Annotated in this window: 18 protein-coding genes; 9 read left to right on the top strand and 9 right to left on the bottom strand. The window is 58.2% G+C overall.

The features are described 5' to 3' along the window. Positions 1 to 62: 62 nt before the first annotated feature. Together cynS and P5706_RS10130 are read right to left on the bottom strand one after the other, a co-directional pair. Positions 63 to 533, bottom strand: a complete 471-nt coding sequence (gene cynS / locus P5706_RS10135) for a cyanase (RefSeq protein ID WP_285679147.1) — start codon at positions 531 to 533, stop codon at positions 63 to 65. 30 nt (positions 534 to 563) lie between these two features. Further along, positions 564 to 1205 (bottom strand): carbonic anhydrase, encoded by a 642-nt coding sequence (locus P5706_RS10130; protein WP_017136973.1) that lies wholly within the window; start codon positions 1203 to 1205, stop codon positions 564 to 566. Positions 1206 to 1316: 111 nt separating this feature from the next. Between P5706_RS10130 and cynR the strand changes: the two genes are divergently transcribed. Further along, the gene (gene cynR, locus P5706_RS10125; RefSeq protein ID WP_285682697.1) at positions 1317 to 2210 is read left to right on the top strand and encodes a transcriptional regulator CynR; all 894 of its coding nucleotides are present in this window, start codon (positions 1317 to 1319) and stop codon (positions 2208 to 2210) included. A gap of 267 nt (positions 2211 to 2477) precedes the next feature. On the opposite strand, the gene P5706_RS10120 is transcribed toward cynR, so the two are convergent. Beyond that, complete coding sequence (locus P5706_RS10120) at positions 2478 to 3101, bottom strand: helix-turn-helix transcriptional regulator (protein WP_285679146.1); 624 nt, start codon at positions 3099 to 3101, stop codon at positions 2478 to 2480. Between the two features lie 95 nt (positions 3102 to 3196). Between P5706_RS10120 and P5706_RS10115 the strand changes: the two genes are divergently transcribed. Beyond that, positions 3197 to 4624 carry an MFS transporter gene (locus P5706_RS10115; RefSeq protein WP_285679145.1) on the top strand — a complete coding sequence of 476 codons (1428 nt, stop codon included), beginning with the start codon at positions 3197 to 3199 and terminating at the stop codon, positions 4622 to 4624. On the opposite strand, the gene P5706_RS10110 is transcribed toward P5706_RS10115, so the two are convergent. Next, positions 4610 to 5860 carry an NADH:flavin oxidoreductase/NADH oxidase family protein gene (locus P5706_RS10110; RefSeq protein ID WP_285679144.1) on the bottom strand — a complete coding sequence of 417 codons (1251 nt, stop codon included), beginning with the start codon at positions 5858 to 5860 and terminating at the stop codon, positions 4610 to 4612. The two genes, P5706_RS10115 and P5706_RS10110, sit on opposite strands and share 15 nt — an antisense overlap. A 71-nt stretch (positions 5861 to 5931) precedes the next feature. Then, positions 5932 to 6354, bottom strand: a complete 423-nt coding sequence (locus tag P5706_RS10105; protein ID WP_285679143.1) for a MerR family transcriptional regulator — start codon at positions 6352 to 6354, stop codon at positions 5932 to 5934. Positions 6355 to 6513: 159 nt separating this feature from the next. Between P5706_RS10105 and P5706_RS10100 the strand changes: the two genes are divergently transcribed. Continuing rightward, positions 6514 to 7344, top strand: a complete 831-nt coding sequence (locus P5706_RS10100; RefSeq protein WP_200431347.1) for an alpha/beta fold hydrolase — start codon at positions 6514 to 6516, stop codon at positions 7342 to 7344. 44 nt (positions 7345 to 7388) lie between these two features. Here the strand turns inward: P5706_RS10100 and P5706_RS10095 are convergent, their stop codons facing one another. The 3 genes from P5706_RS10095 to P5706_RS10085 are packed head-to-tail and all read right to left on the bottom strand — an operon-like array spanning position 7389 to position 9989. After that, on the bottom strand, positions 7389 to 7892 hold the full coding sequence (locus P5706_RS10095; RefSeq protein WP_200431346.1) for a flavin reductase family protein: 504 nt from the start codon (positions 7890 to 7892) through the stop codon (positions 7389 to 7391). A gap of 51 nt (positions 7893 to 7943) precedes the next feature. Next, complete coding sequence (locus tag P5706_RS10090) at positions 7944 to 8978, bottom strand: methionine synthase (protein WP_285679141.1); 1035 nt, start codon at positions 8976 to 8978, stop codon at positions 7944 to 7946. Positions 8979 to 9005: 27 nt separating this feature from the next. Further along, complete coding sequence (locus tag P5706_RS10085) at positions 9006 to 9989, bottom strand: DUF1852 domain-containing protein (RefSeq protein WP_200431344.1); 984 nt, start codon at positions 9987 to 9989, stop codon at positions 9006 to 9008. 454 nt (positions 9990 to 10443) lie between these two features. Here P5706_RS10085 and P5706_RS10080 point away from each other — a divergent pair, with 454 nt between their 5' ends. From P5706_RS10080 to P5706_RS10055, 6 genes are all read left to right on the top strand, one after another. Then, the gene (locus P5706_RS10080) at positions 10444 to 10626 is read left to right on the top strand and encodes a hypothetical protein (RefSeq protein ID WP_099487348.1); all 183 of its coding nucleotides are present in this window, start codon (positions 10444 to 10446) and stop codon (positions 10624 to 10626) included. A gap of 72 nt (positions 10627 to 10698) precedes the next feature. Beyond that, positions 10699 to 11589, top strand: coding sequence for a nucleotidyltransferase domain-containing protein (locus P5706_RS10075; RefSeq protein WP_200431343.1), 891 nt, complete (start codon positions 10699 to 10701; stop codon positions 11587 to 11589). 27 nt (positions 11590 to 11616) lie between these two features. Then, the gene (locus P5706_RS10070; protein WP_285679140.1) at positions 11617 to 12321 is read left to right on the top strand and encodes a JmjC domain-containing protein; all 705 of its coding nucleotides are present in this window, start codon (positions 11617 to 11619) and stop codon (positions 12319 to 12321) included. Then, positions 12318 to 13673, top strand: a complete 1356-nt coding sequence (locus tag P5706_RS10065; RefSeq protein WP_285679138.1) for an MATE family efflux transporter — start codon at positions 12318 to 12320, stop codon at positions 13671 to 13673. The genes P5706_RS10070 and P5706_RS10065 overlap by 4 nt, the downstream gene beginning before the upstream one ends. Beyond that, positions 13670 to 14446 carry a sulfotransferase gene (locus P5706_RS10060; protein ID WP_200431340.1) on the top strand — a complete coding sequence of 259 codons (777 nt, stop codon included), beginning with the start codon at positions 13670 to 13672 and terminating at the stop codon, positions 14444 to 14446. Before P5706_RS10065 ends, P5706_RS10060 begins: the two co-directional genes overlap by 4 nt. Positions 14447 to 14553: 107 nt before the next feature. Then, positions 14554 to 15930, top strand: a complete 1377-nt coding sequence (locus P5706_RS10055; protein ID WP_200431339.1) for an aminotransferase-like domain-containing protein — start codon at positions 14554 to 14556, stop codon at positions 15928 to 15930. On the opposite strand, the gene panB is transcribed toward P5706_RS10055, so the two are convergent. Then, positions 15918 to 16733, bottom strand: a complete 816-nt coding sequence (gene panB / locus P5706_RS10050; protein WP_285679137.1) for a 3-methyl-2-oxobutanoate hydroxymethyltransferase — start codon at positions 16731 to 16733, stop codon at positions 15918 to 15920. The genes P5706_RS10055 and panB overlap by 13 nt on opposite strands. Positions 16734 to 16780 lie beyond the last annotated feature (47 nt).

The raw sequence follows: 16780 nt of genomic DNA, 5'->3' as shown, positions 1-16780 counted from the left end.
CGACCCTCAATATGGCTGCCGTGACCCGAACGCCTTGCAGCGTCGGGCCGTCACTCAGCTGATCAGAACGGTTTGGTCGGCAGGTACTTGCCATCCAGGGTGATCACGGCGCGGGAGCCACCGTCCGGGTCTTCAACCTTTTTGACGTCCAGCTTGAAGTTGATCGCGCTGATGATGCCGTCGCCAAACTTCTCGTGGACCAGCGCCTTGAGCGTGGTGCCATAGACCTGGATCATTTCGTAGAAGCGGTAGATGGTCGGGTCGGTCGGGATGCCGTTGCCGATGCTGCCGCGCACCGGGATGGTTTGCAGCAGGAGCACGGCATCCGCATCCAAACCCAGAGTGTTGGCAACGGCTTGAGCGGCGCTGGCCGGCAGTGGGTGCTGGCCGAGCAAGGCGGCGGTAACGAAGGCTTCGTGCAGGCCGGTGCCTTCGGCGATCTGCGCGAAAGACAGGTCTTTGCGGGCTTTAGCCAAGAGGATGACGTCGGTCAGGGCAAGGCGAGTGGTCTGGCTGATTTGCGACTGGATCATGGGGTTATCTCCGTGGGTAAAAAGTCGGGGTTAGTAGGAAACGGCGCGCGCGGTCGGGTTGTCGGCAAGGGCTACAAACTGGCCGGTGCGGCCGTCGAAGGCCTGGATGCAGCCACTTTCGATGTCGTAGACCCAGCCATGCAGCGTTACGCGCTTTTCTTCGAGGGCAAGGCGCACCGACGGGTGCGTCTGGATATTGGCCAATTGCGCGATTACGTTTTCGCGCACCATGGAGGCGACTTTGGCGTGCTGGTCGACATGCTGGCGGGCCTCGTTGACCACCCGGCCGGAGTCAGCGTAGCGCAACCAGCCGGCCACGGCGGGCATGTGGTCCAGGCATTTGCAGGTGGCGATGGCGGTCATGGCGCCGCAATCGGAATGGCCGCAGATCACGATGTCGCTGACTTGCAGGGCGGCGACGGCGTACTCCACCGAGGCCGACACGCCGCCCGGCTCAGGGCCGTAGGACGGTACGATATTGCCGGCGTTGCGGATCACGAACAGGTCGCCCGGCTCGCGCTGCGTGACCAACTCCGGCACCAGGCGGCTGTCGGAGCAGGAGATGAACAGCGCCCGTGGGCTCTGCTGGTTGGCCAGGTCTTTGAACAGGCCGGCACGCTCGGGGAAGGCGTTACGTTGAAACTTCAGGAAACCGTCGATGATGTCTTGCATGGGTGACTCCTTTGGTTCGCGATGCGATGAAGCAAAGGTTACGCAGCCACTTAAATAAGGTAAAAGTCTCATATATGATCAAGCGCATCAGATAATCTTATGAGTACAAACATGCTGGCGCGCCATATCCATTACTTCCTTGCCGTCGCAGAGCATCAGGGCTTTACCAAGGCGGCGACGGCCCTGCATGTCTCGCAACCGGCGTTGTCGCAACAAGTACGGCAGTTGGAAGAAAGCCTCGGCGCGCAATTGTTTGACCGCTCAGGCCGCAAGACACGTCTGACCGATGCCGGCGAGGTTTACCTGCGCTATGCGTTACGCGCGGCGCAGGCTCTGCAGGAAGGCACGCGCGCGATCCATGACGTGGCTGATTTGAGCCGTGGGACGCTGAGGGTTGCCGTCACGCCCACCTTCACCACCTACCTCGTGGGGCCACTGGTGGAAGCCTTTCACCGCCGCTACCCAAACATCACCTTGAACGTGCGCGAAGTCGCCCAGGAGCAGATGGAAAACCAGCTGCTGGCTGACGAACTGGATGTGGGCATTGCCTTTGATCAAGCGCACGCACCTGACATCGACAGCTGTCCGCTGCTGGTGGAAACCCTGGCGTTGGTGGTCGGCAGTCAACACCCGTTGGCAAGCGAGGCTGCCATCGGGCTGCAGGCGCTGAATGGCGAATCGCTGATCTTGCTCAGCAAAGAGTTCGCCACCCGCGAGCAGATCGACCGCTACTGCAACCAACACGGCATCCACCCGCGCGTGGTGATGGAGGCCAATGTGATTGGCGCATTGATCGAGGTGGTGCGCCGGACCACGCTGTCGACGCTACTGCCGGCCGCGATTGCACGGGCGCATCCCGAGTTGGTAGCCATTGAGCTGGGCCCGCAACGGCTGCAGCGCACGGCGGTGTTGATGCAGCGCAAAGGTGTGTACCAGAGTGCGGCGGCGCGGGCGTTTATCGAGGTGGCCAAGGAGGTAGCGGTAGCACTGGGAGAAGGGAGCTGACGTACCGAATCGTCGCACCGCTGCGATGCTACAGGCTGAACGGGCTGTTGTGGCGAGCGGGCTTGCCCCGCGTTGGGCTGCGCAGCGGCCCCAGTAAAGCCACCGCGTTCTTTCTGAAAAAACGCAGCGCCTGATTTCAGGGCTGCTTCGCAGCCCAACGCGGGGCAAGCCCGCTCGCCACAGGGGAATGTGGATACCTTCAATTGCTGTGTAGACACCGATGGCTATCGCAGGCAAGCCAGCTCCCACATTTAATCGGCGGCGCGTTCAGTGAATCCGATAAGCACACCGCCGCGCGCCCAACTGAATATGCTCCACGCGCTCGACCTTGGCCCGCAACACCTGCTCGAACACCTGCAATTCTGCGCGGCAAAACCCTTGGCACGCGGTCGCCGCTGCGCAGATCGGGCAGTGGTTCTCCACCAGGATCAGGGCACCGTCCGGCTGCTCGCTGCACTGGGCCATGTAGCCTTCACGCGTGCGCAGCGCCGCGAGTTTTTCAACCCGTGCCTTGAGGCCGCTGACGCCTTGCATCTCACGCTCATACAACGCCTGGGTCTGGCGCTCGCGCACGTCGATCAAACGCTCAATAGCCTCTTCACCAAAGGTCTCGCGCACGGTTTGCAGCAGTTGCACGGTGAGTTCGGAATGGGTGTCGGGAAAGCGCGCATGCCCTGCCGCCGTCAGTTGCCAGACCTGTGTCGGGCGCCCTACCCCACGCACTTCGGAGTGGGCCTCGACCAGCCCATTGACCGCCAGCTTCACCAACTGCTGGCGCGCCGCTTCACCGGTCGTGCCGAGGTACTCACCGGCATCACTGGCCAACTGTGGCCCACGGGTCTTGAGCAGGTGCAGCAAACGATCCGCCGCTGACGTCGGGGAGTATTCCAAGTCATTTCTTGACAAAATAAAGTGCCTCACCGCAATATTCAAAGCAATTGCTTGGCAAATTAACCCAAGCCCGACAGCGGCACAAGGAATCGTCGATGCACACCCAAGACAGCAGTTGGAGCGAGTTACTCCGGGGCAAGAACGCCACCCGTTCCATCGCCCTTTCCGGCGGCATCGCGCTGTATGCCACCAACACCTATATCGCCACGACCATTCTGCCGTCGGTGGTCGCCGAAATCGGCGGGCTGGCGCTGTACGCGTGGAGCACCACGCTGTATGTGGTGGCTTCGATCCTCGGCTCTGCCCTCACCTCCAAGCTGCTGCAGCGCACCGGGCCACGGCTGGCGTACACCCTCGCAACATTGATCTTTATGGTCGGCGTGCTGATCTGCGCCTTGGCACCGAGCATGCCGGTGATGCTGGTCGGGCGCTTGATTCAGGGGTTGGGCGGCGGCATGTTGCTGGCCTTGTGTTACTCGATGATCCAACTGGTGTTTGAAGAGCGCCTGTGGCCGCGAGCAATGGCGCTGGTGTCGGGTATGTGGGGCGTGGCGACACTGGTCGGGCCGGCCGTGGGTGGCGTGTTTGCCGAGCTGGACGCCTGGCGTTTTGCCTTCGGCGCCATGGTGCCGATAAGCCTTGCCTATATGGTGCTCACCCACCGTGCGCTACCGCCACGCGATCCCACGGCGAGCACGGCCAGCCGCTTGCCGGTGCCACAGTTGGTGCTGTTGGCCGCCGCCGTGCTGGCGGTGTGCGCGGGCAGCGTGTCGGCGCTACCGAGCTGGAACCTGCTGGGCATCGCGGTGTGCGCCGTGCTGGTGTGGGTGCTGATCCGCCACGAGTCCAACGCGACCATACGGCTGCTGCCCAAGGACGCGCTGAAGTTCGACGCCCCGCTGTGCGCGCTGTATGCAACCACTTGCCTGCTGGTGATCGGCATGAGCAGCGAGATTTTCATGCCGTATTTTCTGCAACACCTGCATGGTCAATCACCGCTGGTTGCCGGGTACATGGCCGCGCTGATGGCGGCCGGCTGGACCGTGTCGGAAATCCTCAGCTCCGGCTGGAGCGGCCGCAGCGCACAGCGCGCCATCCTCGCGGGGCCGTTGTTTATCGTCGCCGGGCTGGTGCTGCTGGCCCTCACCACGCCAGTGGCCAGCCTGGGCGAATGGGCGCGGCTGGCGCCGATCTGCCTGGGGCTGTTCCTGGTCGGTTTCGGCATCGGCCTGGGCTGGCCACACCTGCTGACGCGCATCCTGCAAGTGGCGTCGGAGCAGGACAAGGACACGGCCGCCGCGTCGATCACCACCTTGCAGCTGTTCGCCATGGCCCTGGGCGCGGCATTGGCGGGAGTGATTTCCAACGTGGCGGGTATCAACGACGCAACCGGCAATGCCGGCATCGCCAATGCGGCACAGTGGCTGTTTGCACTGTTTACCCTGGCGCCGGTGTTGGCCTGGGTGATGGCACGGCGCGCGACGCGGGTGAAGGTTCAGGCAGCAGAATTAAGCGTGTCCTGATTCCACCTCACCACGCTTGGCGATCCAGCGGCGGTACTGCCGCGTGCGCAAAGCGTTGGCCAGTTGTTGCTCGATCAATGCGCGTAACGGTGATACGCCGGGATCAGGCTGCTTGCGCTGGCTGAGTTTGCGCAGTTGGAACTTGACCCGCGCCATATTGGCCAAGGAGGCAAAGGCTTTGTTTTTCCAGCTGATCGGCGGCAGTTCGGGCGCGGTGTCTTTGCCTTCAAGCCACGCACGCGGCAGTTGCGGATCAATCGCCAACGCGGTGCCGATGCCCACCATGTCCACGCCGCTGTGCACCACGCTTTCAGCCACCGGACGGCGGCGGATCCCGCCGGTGACCATCACCGGCATCTTGGCGACCGTCTGGATGTCGTGGGCAAACTCAACAAAATAAGCCTCACGCGCCAGGGTGCGGCCGTCACGCGCGTCCCCCTGCATGGCGGGCGCTTCGTAACTGCCACCGGACAATTCCACCAGGTCCACGCCCAAGTCGTTGAGCCATTCCACCACCTGCTTGGCGTCATCGGCGGTGAACCCACCGCGTTGGAAATCGGCGGAATTGAGTTTGACCGCCACCGCGAATTCCCTGCTAACCACCGCCCGTACCGCCTTGACGATATCAAGCAACAGCCGCGCGCGGTTTTCCAGGGAGCCGCCCCACGCGTCTGTGCGTTGGTTGCTCAACGGTGAGAGGAACTGACTCAACAAATAACCATGCGCCGCATGGATTTCCACGCCAGTAAAACCGGCTTGTTCGCCCAGGCGTGCGGTGCGCGCAAAACGCTGGATAACCTCGGCAATCCCCTCGGCGGTCATCGCCTGGGGGCGGTTGAAGTGTTTGGATAACGTGCCCAGGTCCATGGCGACCGCCGACGGTGCCCAGGTCTGTTGCCCCAGGTTGGCCTGCATCTGGCGCCCGGGGTGGTTGATCTGTAACCAGAATTGCGCGCCACCCGCGCGCCCCACTTGTGCCCAGCGCTTGAACTTGTCCAGTTGTTGTTCGTCCTGCAACACCACGCCGCCCGGGCCGGTCATGGCGCGACCGTCGACCATTACGTTGCCAGTGATGATCAGGCCAGCGCCGCCGTCGGCCCAAGCCTGGTAGAGACGCAGCAAATCGGCGGAAGGCGCCTGGTCGGCGTCCGCCATGTTCTCTTCCATGGCGGCTTTGGCGATGCGGTTGTTGATGGTCGAACCGTTGGGTAACAACAGGGGGTCGAACAGATTCATGGGGCAGTCCTCAGTTGGCGTGGGACCACCCTAAGATTAAAGCCAACTTTAAGGTCAATACTTTTTTCCGGTCAATGCACGGCTTTCTCGCGCTCATCCTGCAGGCGGTTGAGCAACAATTGCGCATTGTCCGCACACGCCACGCCCTCAGGCTTGCCTTCGATGCCGTCAATCACCCGCAGCAACTGGGCCTTATTCTGCGCCAGGCGTTGCTGCAACACCTCGATTTCCTCGACCTTGCGCTTGAGCCCACCGAGCAACGCCTCGTGCTGCCACCCGCTGGCATTCATCGGCAGCAATTGGCGGATTTCTTCCAGGGAAAACCCTGCCGCCTGCGCGCCCGTGATCAGTTGCAACATCCCCGCAGCCTCCGGCGCATAGTCACGATAACCGTTGGCCTTGCGCGTGACCGACTTGATCAGGCCGCTCGCTTCGTAGAAACGGATGCGTGATGGCGCCAACCCGCTGAGTTTCGCCAGTTCGCCTATTCTCATGTTCCACTCCGCCGACTCAGTGACCTTGAGGCGGACTGTAAACCTCAAGTGATCAGGCAGCCAAGCGTGGCCGCCCATCGGTTGAGCCGCACTTTGTTCAACCGGTCACGATCAACACGTTGCTGTTGATGGCCGATCAATCACTTTGGAGAGATGAACATGGGGTATGTCACTACGCAGGACGGCGTTGAGATCTTTTACAAAGACTGGGGCCCACGCGATGCCCCGGTGGTCTTCTTCCACCACGGCTGGCCACTCAGCGCCGATGACTGGGATGCGCAGATGCTGTTCTTCCTGGCTAACGGTTACCGCGTCGTCGCCCACGACCGCCGCGGCCATGGCCGCTCCAGCCAGGTCTGGGACGGCCACGACATGGACCACTACGCCGACGACGTCGCCGCCGTGGTCAACCACCTTGGTGTACAGGGCGCCGCCCATGTGGGCCACTCCACCGGCGGTGGCGAGGTCATCCACTACATTGCCCGCCACGGCGAGGACCGCGTGTCCAAAGCCGTCCTCATCAGCGCCGTACCACCGTTGATGCTGCAAACACCGAGCAATCCAGGCGGCTTGCCCAAGTCGGTGTTCGACGACATGCAGGCGCAACTCAAAGCCAACCGTGCGCAGTTCTATCGCGACGTACCGTCGGGGCCTTTTTATGGCTATAACCGGCCAGGTGCAAAACCGGCGGAAGGCGTGATCCAGAACTGGTGGCGACAAGGCATGATGGGTTGCGCAATCGCCCATTACGACGGGATTGTGGCGTTTTCCCAGACGGACTTTACTGAGGCTTTGCGGCGCATAACGATCCCCGTGCTGGTGATGCACGGCGATGATGACCAGATTGTGCCGTATGAAGATTCCGGGCCGTTGTCGGCAAAACTGCTGAAGAACGGGACGTTGAAAACCTACGCAGGGTTTCCCCATGGGATGCCGACGACGAATGCGGATGTTATCAATGCGGACTTGCTTGAGTTTTTACGCCACTAAGTGAATGGGGGGGGCAGGCCAGAATCCTGCCCTGCCCTTGTCCATTAAACCTGTGCAGCAATGTTGCAATACTGCCCCTTGAAATACAGTAAGGGCTGCGCCGCAGCTACAGCTTGCAGGCTTAACGCTTTCACTTCGCCAATCACAATCAAGTGGTCACCGGCTGTGTGTTCGGCGTGAATTTCGCAATCCAGCCAGTGCAGGCTGCCGGCAATGATCGGATTACCCAAAGGCGAGTGCTGCCATTGCACGCCGCGCCATTTGTCTGTGCCGCGCCGGGCGAATTGGTTGGAAATCCCGGCCTGCTCACCCGAGAGGATATTGACCACGAATCGACCGGCCTGGCGAATTTTGGGGTAGCTGGCCGAATTCGACATCACGCTGAATGACACCAGCGGTGGGCTCACCGACACGCTGTAGAACGACTGGCATGTGAAGCCGACCGGTTCGTCATCCAGGTGCGAGGTAATCACCGTAATACCGGACGCGTAGTGCCCGAGCGCTTCGCGAAAGCTCAGTGGCTCGACCGTCGTAGTGGGAAATGACATGGTAAATCCTGAACAGAGGGTGCAACTGCGTACACCCCTTCCGATGTTGGCTCAGCGCGCGTTGAGAAGCTCTCTTCGAACGATCTCTGCGCCTGCGCTCAACGCATTCAACTTGCCCCTTGCCACGCGGCGAGGCAAGGGCGCCATGCCACAGTTGGTGCACGGATAAAGCTTGTCGGCATCAACAAACTGAAGGGCTTTACGCAGGGTATCGGCCACTTCCTCCGGCGTTTCAATGGCGTGGTTTGCCACATCAATGGCCCCGACCATGACTTTTTTACCGCGAATCAGCTCAATCAGGTCCATGGGGACATGGGAGTTGTGACATTCCAGCGAAATGATATCGATGCTGGATTTCTGTAGCTTGGGGAAGGCTTCTTCATATTGCCGCCATTCTGACCCCAGGGTCTTTTTCCAGTCGGTATTGGCCTTGATGCCATAGCCATAACAGATATGCACCGCTGTTTCACATTTAAGACCTTCAATGGCCCGTTCCAGGGTGGCGACGCCCCAGTCATTCACCTCGTCGAAGAACACGTTAAAGGCCGGTTCATCAAACTGGATAATGTCGACGCCCGCCGCTTCCAGTTCCCGGGCTTCTTCATTGAGGATCTTGGCGAATTCCCACGCGAGTTTTTCGCGGCTTTTATAGTGGTTGTCATACAGCGTATCGATCATGGTCATTGGGCCTGGCAGCGCCCATTTGATCGGCTGGTCGGTTTGCTGGCGCAAGAACCTGGCATCTTCGACAAACACCGGCTTTTGCCGGGCAACGGCGCCCACCACCGTCGGCACGCTCGCGTCATAGCGATCACGAATCCTGACGGTTTCACGTTTCTCGAAATCAACCCCGCTGAGGTGCTCGATAAACGTGGTGACAAAGTGCTGACGCGTTTGCTCACCATCACTGACGATATCAATCCCGGCGTGTTGCTGTTCCTGTAATGCCAGGCGCAAGGCATCTTGCTTGCCCTCAACCAACTCATCACCTTGCAACTTCCAGGGTGACCACAGCGTCTCGGGCTCGGCAAGCCAAGCGGGTTTTGGCAAGCTGCCAGCGGTTGAAGTGGGCAGTAATTTTTTCATGGTAAACAACCTTATGCTTTAAATGAGTCAAACCGCGTAGTGGGCGGACCACTGTTCAAGAACAGCGTGATAGGGCTTGATGAAGTTCTCCTCAACAAACCGGCCCTGCTCTATCGCCAGCTGACTGCGCTCTTCTCGATCATAGACAATCAGGGTTAATGAATAATCCTGATGTTTCAAACTGGGCTGATACGCTTTACCGGCGACCGAGTTCGCATTGTAAATCTCAGGCCGGTAAATTTTCTGAAAGGTGTCCATCGTGCTGATGGTGCTGATAAGTTCAAGATTGGTGTAATCGCTGAGTAAGTCGCCAAAGAAATAAAACGCCAACGGCGCAGCGCTATTTGCCGGCATGAAATAGCGAACGCTCAAGCCCATCTTCTTGAAGTATTCATCGGTTAACGAATACTCATCCTGCTGGTATTCAACACCCAGCACAGGGTGCAGATTTTCAGTGCGATGATAGGTTTTGGTATTCGAAACACTCAGGCAGATAACCGGTAGCTTTTTAAAATTCTGCGTGTACGCACTCGAGTTCACGAAGCATTTGAACAGCTTGCCGTGCAAGTCGCCGAAATCATCGGGCGTGCTGAATTCAGCCTGGCCCTTATTATGGCCCAGCAACACCACGCTAAAGTCATAGTCGCGTACATACGAAGAAAAATTATTGCCGACGATGCCGTCAAGGCGCTCATTGGTTTTACGGTCCACAATCGTCGTTTTCAGCACTTCAATCAGCGGAATGGCCTGCCCATCGCCTTCAACACCGATCTGCATCTCAGCGGAAACGATCTCGAGCTCGAGCGCATACCGATCACCGTTGGCATTATCCCAATGCGCCAAGGCATTGAAGCGGTTATTGATCATCTTCAAGGTATTGCGCAAGTTCTCCTGGCGGCGCTCGCCCCTCGCCAAATTAGCGAAATTGGTGGTAATGCGCGTGTTTTCAGAGGGGCGATAGTGCTCGTCAAAACAAATACTTTTAATCGTAAACTCAAACGCGTTGTTCATGACCACCTGGCACCTTAAAAAGTTGAGACAGACTTGAATTCACGGGTTGCCTTATAGCGCTGACGCTCAGCCCAAGTCTTTACTGTATCTACAATGAGGTGCAGTTTATGCTGACCATAGAGGCAGAGATAATGAATTGATTTCACCAAACCTTTAGCCCTGCTCATGATGAGTGCAAGGCCTCAAACACCGCACGATCGCGCGCAAAGCCATCGTCGAAAATGCCGGGATGTGCTCCTCGCACCTTTCGACCTGCGTTTGGCCATCGACCCGGGCTTTGCTGTGGTGCACTTGCTGGGTTTCGGGCCGGTACGCCCGCACGAAGATTAAGCTTTAAAGTCAATCCGGTTAAGCCTTAATTATAAAAACATGAAATTTGTAATGCCGTATTGATTTTCGATCGTTAGCCACCTACGTTATCAATCCCGGTTTGCAGACTAATTAAGGAATGATTATGACCGCTCAATCGAAAACCGTTTCCCGCGCTAAGTTCTCTGCACTCGCTGCTAAAATCAACCGCGCTCAACCCGCTGACGCTGCTGACAGCGTCAAAGAAGTAAAAGCACTGCTGGCCACTAAAGAACTGTTCAAATCGGGCATGGTCGCCACGATGGACGGTGAACCCCGCTACATGTAAAGCCCCACGCGAAAAAACCGTTACACACTACGCACAGTCTATTTGATACTTGCAAGCCGGGCCTTTCAGCGCATGTTAAAAATCCACGGTGACACGTTGAATATACAGCGCACAGGCAAATATCGCTGCGCACTGCCGTTTTCGCTCTATGCATTAGAGGCGCAAACCCTTTTACCCGCCGCCAGCCACCCTATGACCGACAGCGGGTTACTTGAAGAGCGTCGACAACATGTACAGGCCTTTCTTGCCTGTCAGGGTGCAAGTGAATTTGTTTCAAACCTGCACGCTGTGTTCATTGGCGGCTCATTGGCTAAAGGCACGGCCGATACACTCTCCGATACCGATGTATGCCTGATCGTTTCCGAGCGCCATATGATCGGCTGCCTGGAACACCTTGATTTACCCTATGAACATAGGCAATACGAATATCGAATCGACACCGAGTTTCCACCTGGCAACAAACTGGATGTTCGCCTGATCAGCCTGGAAAGCCTTGAGAACATGATAGAGAGCTTTCAGTCGATGACCGACCTTTCAGCCAGCCATCAGGACTGTCTTGCCAACCTGCAAGAGGGTATTTACCTTCACTCGACACCTGAAGTAGTCGAGCTGATACGGCGCATAGATTTCTCTTACGAACACGCGAGCCTCATTATTTCAGACAAACTTCGGTACCTGAAAAACTACAACCTCAGCAAATACCTTATCCGCAAAGACTTCTTCACTTACTATGAAATGCTCGGGATTTTGTATGCCGCTTTTTGTCATATTTTCTTTGCTATAAACGGGCAATTATTCAGAGGCTACCGTCACCTGCAACGTTTTTCCGTGCACTATGAGATTTATCCAAGCGCCGTTATCTCCGCATTTTCCGAATGTTTTGAGTGCGCAACACCTGCCGCCACTGACAACCTGCTTATCCAGCTTTCAGGGTTTACCCAAGCGCTTGAAGAACACCTTTAAATGCCCTCACCGAGCCGAGAGATAACCGTGTTTGAAGAACTGTTTGGCATCAGCAAGCAGGTGTTGTTTCCCCACCGCTGGGAAACATCCCTCATCACCTCGAAAACCGCAGCCAAGCCCTTGGTCGGCAATCAAAGCGCTGACTACATTCTCTCCCTGCTGAGCAACCCTGTTGAGCATGAAGATTTGCTGATCATAAAGGATGGAACCTATTGCCGGCGTGACGCCTACACCTCAGGCGGCAGGTGCATCAAAGAAAATATCCGGGAGTTGATCGCACAGGAAGGGTGCGCCGTTTACCTGCGCTGGCTGGAAAAATATGACAGCAACTTCAATACACTGGCCAACCGTTTGAATGCAGAATTGTCACCGTTCACGTTCAGTTTCTGCTTATTTTATGCGCCCACCGCCAGCACTCTTTTTGACGAACATTTTGACGCCCATGATGCCTTCATCATCCAGTTGGAGGGGAGCAAGAAATGGCAGGTGTGGCCGGCAATCGTTGCAGACGTCGAAGCTGTTTCATCCCCGCACTTTTATACACCAATGGTCAGGGCGCACGTGGCGGAACATGCGCCGAGCTACGAAATAACCCTGCGGGCCGGTGACGTGATGTACCTGCCTCGTTGCACGATTCATCGTGCGCTGCCCACTGACGAGCACTCAAGCCATCTCAATGTGTGGATGACGCCGCGACCGCTGCACAAATTCATATGGGGTGACGTGAAGTGAAACATGCCCTGCCCGAATGGCGGCCCGTTCTAAAAACCGCTCTACCGTTGGTGCTGAGCAATTGCGTGAATGCCGCGCAGAACATGTTGAGTATTTTCCTGGCCGCTACTATCAGTTTGAGTGCAGCGGCGTCTGCCGGGTACATCAATAGAATCTATTTTATTTATGGCGCCATGATCATCGCCATGAACGGCGCCGGCAGCATACGGCTCAACCGATTGAATGGCGGCCATCAACAAGCGGCGTTCGACGCCATGCTCAAACGCATGGTGCGTTTTTCGGCGCTGGGCGCGGTGGCCTGCTTTGTCATATTTTTCCTCGGGGCCCACTCGATTACCCGACTGGTAGAGCCGAGTGGCGATGTCGATGCGGTACCGACCTATTTGCGCTGGATGGCGATTTCTTATATTGCCGTCACCTTGGCAAGCCCCTATTACATGGCGCTGATTGCCAAGAAAAAGGGCCACGATATTTTCCGCGCCTTGCTTGTTTCACTGAGCCTTGGCGGCGCCTTTTCAGCCGTCAGTGTCCTGTATTTCAAACTTGACCTGGCGTATGTGGGCGCCGGCTGTGCACTGGCGCAGCTCCTCTATCTGGCGCTGATGATCCGCGCTTACAAACGCCTGGCTGCATGCGCCTCTGTAAAAGCGCATCACGCGCCGGGCATCCAGCCCACCTTTCAAAACAGCTTTAGCGCAGATGCGTTCAACTTGTTCATGGCAATGAGTGTTTCAACGCTGGTGGACTTCCTGATCCTGTACGTGCTGGTTGAGGATGTTCAATTCGTGGCGTTAATGAGTTTTTACTTTTCAACGACGGCGATGCTTCAAGGTGTTTCGCTGGGTTTTGCAACCGCCGCCTCGGTGTTTATCGCGCAAGCCATTAATGAAAGCAGACGCACCTATAGCGTTACGGTGACTGGTTATCTGCTCTACAGCCTGCCGCTGGCACTGTTTTGCGCGGGCCTCTGTTATGCCTACCTCTACCACGCATTACAGCCAACCAGCCCGCCCTCCGGCGTCATTTTTCTAATTAGCCTGATCACACTGATCAGTTGCATCACACTTTTCGCGCAACGGGCAGTCTTGCGTGCCAAAGGCGATACGACCTTTATCAAAAAACTGACATTTGTACTGTCCGCGCTGATCAAACTCCCTTTGGTCTTTTACATTGCCTACGCCCAGCCGGCATCCGCTGAGCGAACCAGCCTTCTGTTCTCTGTGTTCCTGTTGTGCAGCGTGATTGGCCTTGTCGCTATCGGCTTACGTATTTCAAAATCGTTTAAAAGTGACGAGTCCCTGCCCGCTGCCCCACCCATGGGAAGCGCTTCCTGCGAGGGCAGCCTGAAATGATCGAGATGATTTTTGTCTGTGGTTGCCCGCGTTCGGGCAATACATTGATGGGGGAGTTGCTGGGGTCACTGGCTAACGTGAATTATTGCGGGGAGTTGGGCGTATCGTATTTCTCCACCCAAGTCAGCCAGGAGGCTTTCAGGAGAACGCCGGGGCCGTATGCCGAGGCTTATCGCGCCAACCTGATGGGCAATGCGCTGGACTTCCTTGACGACATCAGGGCAGCCAACCCGCAAAAACCGATCCTGTGCGACTCCACACCGTGGAATGCACGAATACTCACGCAACTGCAGGCGTTGCACCCCACTGCACTGTTTATTTATATGTTTCGCCACTATTCAGGGGTTATCCAGAGCCTGAGGCGCTCCTGGGATCAAGGTTACGAGTGGGCGGGGCCGAGCGACGATCACCGCGCGCAGCTCTGGAGCGACCTGAATAACCGCATCCTGCAATGCCAGCACCCCGCTTCGATCGGCATCAGTTATGACGCGCTGTGTGCCGACCCCTTGGCGACACTGGACCACTTGAACACCCAACTTAACCACTACGGTGTGTCCGGCTCGTTTGACAGGGCAGTTCTATCAAAAAGCCATGCGAGCAGCGTCGCGCGCCCCACACTGGCGACCGTCAATGCGCAGGCGGAACTGGTCATCAACCCCTTGCGAACACGCTGTGACACGCCTCGCCCGGACGCGGAAGCCACGCCACTGGACCGCGCCCTTAACGCCACCTACCAACAATTATTGCGCAAGTTCCCGGCGCAAACCGGATAGGGGGCGCCTGCCCTTTGGGTCGAAGGCCCGGCAGTTTCCGTATTCAACGGCCTTGCGTAATACTGGACCGGCCCCATCACGGGGGGACTCAAACGGTTCGAGTGAGCATGAATAGCACCCAACACAGCGCTTTCGCCTATCAGACGGTCTACCGCTACCTCGTCGAGTTGATCGACGCCAGCCCATCGCCAGGCGAGCGCAAACTGCCGTCCCTGCGCCAATTGGCCGAGCGCCTTGGCGTGTCGGTGTCGACCACCAAGTACGCCTATGCCTTGCTTGAGGATGAAGGGCGGATCTACGCGCGGCCCAAACAGGGTTACTTCATAAGGGCCATGCCTGCTCCGATATCCACTGAAACCAACCTGCTCGATCAGGTGTTCGCCAATGCCCGCCAGCCGGGAATGCTTGCCTTGAGCAGTGATGCACCGGCGATGCTGTTGTCGCTGGAAAACCCGCTGCTGATGCTTGAACGTGAACTGACCCGCCAGCACCCACGCTCCCTCGCGCCGCTCTATTTACCCTTCGGTGAGCCCGAATTGCGCGCGGCACTGGCCGAGCGCTACACCCAATCTGCCGACCACTACTGGCAGGCCGACCAGGTGTATATCGGCGCGGACTTGCACAGCGTGCTGGATGCGGCATTCAATGCGCTGGACCTGTGCGGGACTGTGGCGCTGGTGGAGTCACCGTGTTCGTGGGCGATCCTGCGCCAGTTGCAGGCGGCGAAGATTCGCGTGATCGAAATGCCCCTCGACGCCCACGGGCGTTTCGACCTGGCGGCATTCGAAGGCGTGCTGGCGCGTGAGCCGATTCGCTTGGCGGTGCTGTCGTCAACGGTGAATATCCCCCAGGGCGGCGTGATGCCTGCACACGACAAGCAGCAGATCTGCCGCTGGCTGGCGGCGCGGGATATCTGGCTGTTGGAAAACGACACCTATGGCGAGCTGTATTTCGAACCGCTGCCGGCGCGCTATCGCGACTTTGCCGAGCCGCAGAAGCTGTTGGTATTTTCGACCTTCGATAAGGTTATCGGCTCGGAAGCGCCGTATGGCTATGTGCTGTGCCGCGGGCACGCGCCGCAATTGCAACGGGTGTTTATGGAGCGCGGGTTTCGGCTGTCGCCGATCCGGCAGCGGGCCATTGCCAAGTTGCTCACGTCCAAGCGACTCGACACGCATTTGAAAACGCTGCGGGCGCTGCTGCTGGAGCGCATGACCGGCATGAAAGCCTTGCTGGAGGAACACTGGCAGGTAATCGCGCCCCAAGGCGGCGCCAGCTTCTGGCTGCAGGCGCCTCACGCGGTTGATATGCGCCAGGTGTTTGAGCGCCTGCTGGCCCAGCGCATCGTCATCGCCCCCGGCGAGCTGTTCAGCCTGCACGGCGCCTGGCCGCACCACCTGCGCCTGAGCTACACCCTCGACTGGAGCAAGGACATCGCCCAGGCCGTAAAGCTATTGGCCGAAGCGATCGATCAAAGCCCGTAGCAATGCCGCGCTTCGGGAAAACGGCCATGGCGCACGTCATCGGCAAAGCGCTCGCAGGCATCGCGAATGACCGCGCCTACATCCGCGTACTGTTTGACGAAGCGCGGCAGGTGCTCGCCGCCCAACCCCAACAGGTCTTCGGTCACCAACACCTGGCCATCGCAAGCCGGTGAGGCGCCAATGCCGATAGTGGGCATCTTTGTATCCAGGGTGATCTGCCGCGCGACGCCTTCGGCCACCCCTTCGAGCAGCAGGCCGAAGGCGCCCGCCTCCAGGTTGGCACGGGCATCTGCGGCAATCACTGCGCCGGTTTCGGCCGTGAGCCCCTGGGCCTTGAACCCGCCCATCACGTTGACGAACTGCGGCATCAACCCCACATGGGCCATCACCGGAATGCCGCGCGCCACCAGAAATTCAACGGTGCCCGCCAACGCCACGTTGGCCTCCAGCTTGACCGCATCGCAACCAGTGCGCGCCAGCACTTGGGCGCAGTTGCGAAACGCTTGCTCGTTGGATTCCTGATAACTGCCAAACGGCATGTCGGCAATCACGCAGGCCAGGCGCGTGCTGTCGACCACGGCGCGGGTATGGCCGATGATTTCTTCAAGCTGCATGCTCAAGGTCGAGGCCCGGCCGTAGCCGACCATCGACGTGGAATCACCCACCAGAATGAAGTCGACCAGTGGGTCGATCAACTTGGCGATGGCGCTGGAGTACGCGGTGAGGGAGACGATTTTCTGCTGGCCCTTCATGGCGACCAGTTGCGGGACGGTCAGGCGTTTGGTGCGGGTGTGGATGCTCATCGGTGTTTTCCGTTTGTGCTGAATTCACGGCCCGATTATTGGTAAAA

The organism is Pseudomonas sp. ChxA (assembly GCF_030263855.1).
In the GTDB taxonomy this organism is placed as follows: domain Bacteria; phylum Pseudomonadota; class Gammaproteobacteria; order Pseudomonadales; family Pseudomonadaceae; genus Aquipseudomonas; species Aquipseudomonas fluorescens_CB.
The sequence above is the reverse complement of the archived record's forward strand: the minus strand, read 5'-3'. Positions and strand labels throughout refer to the sequence as shown.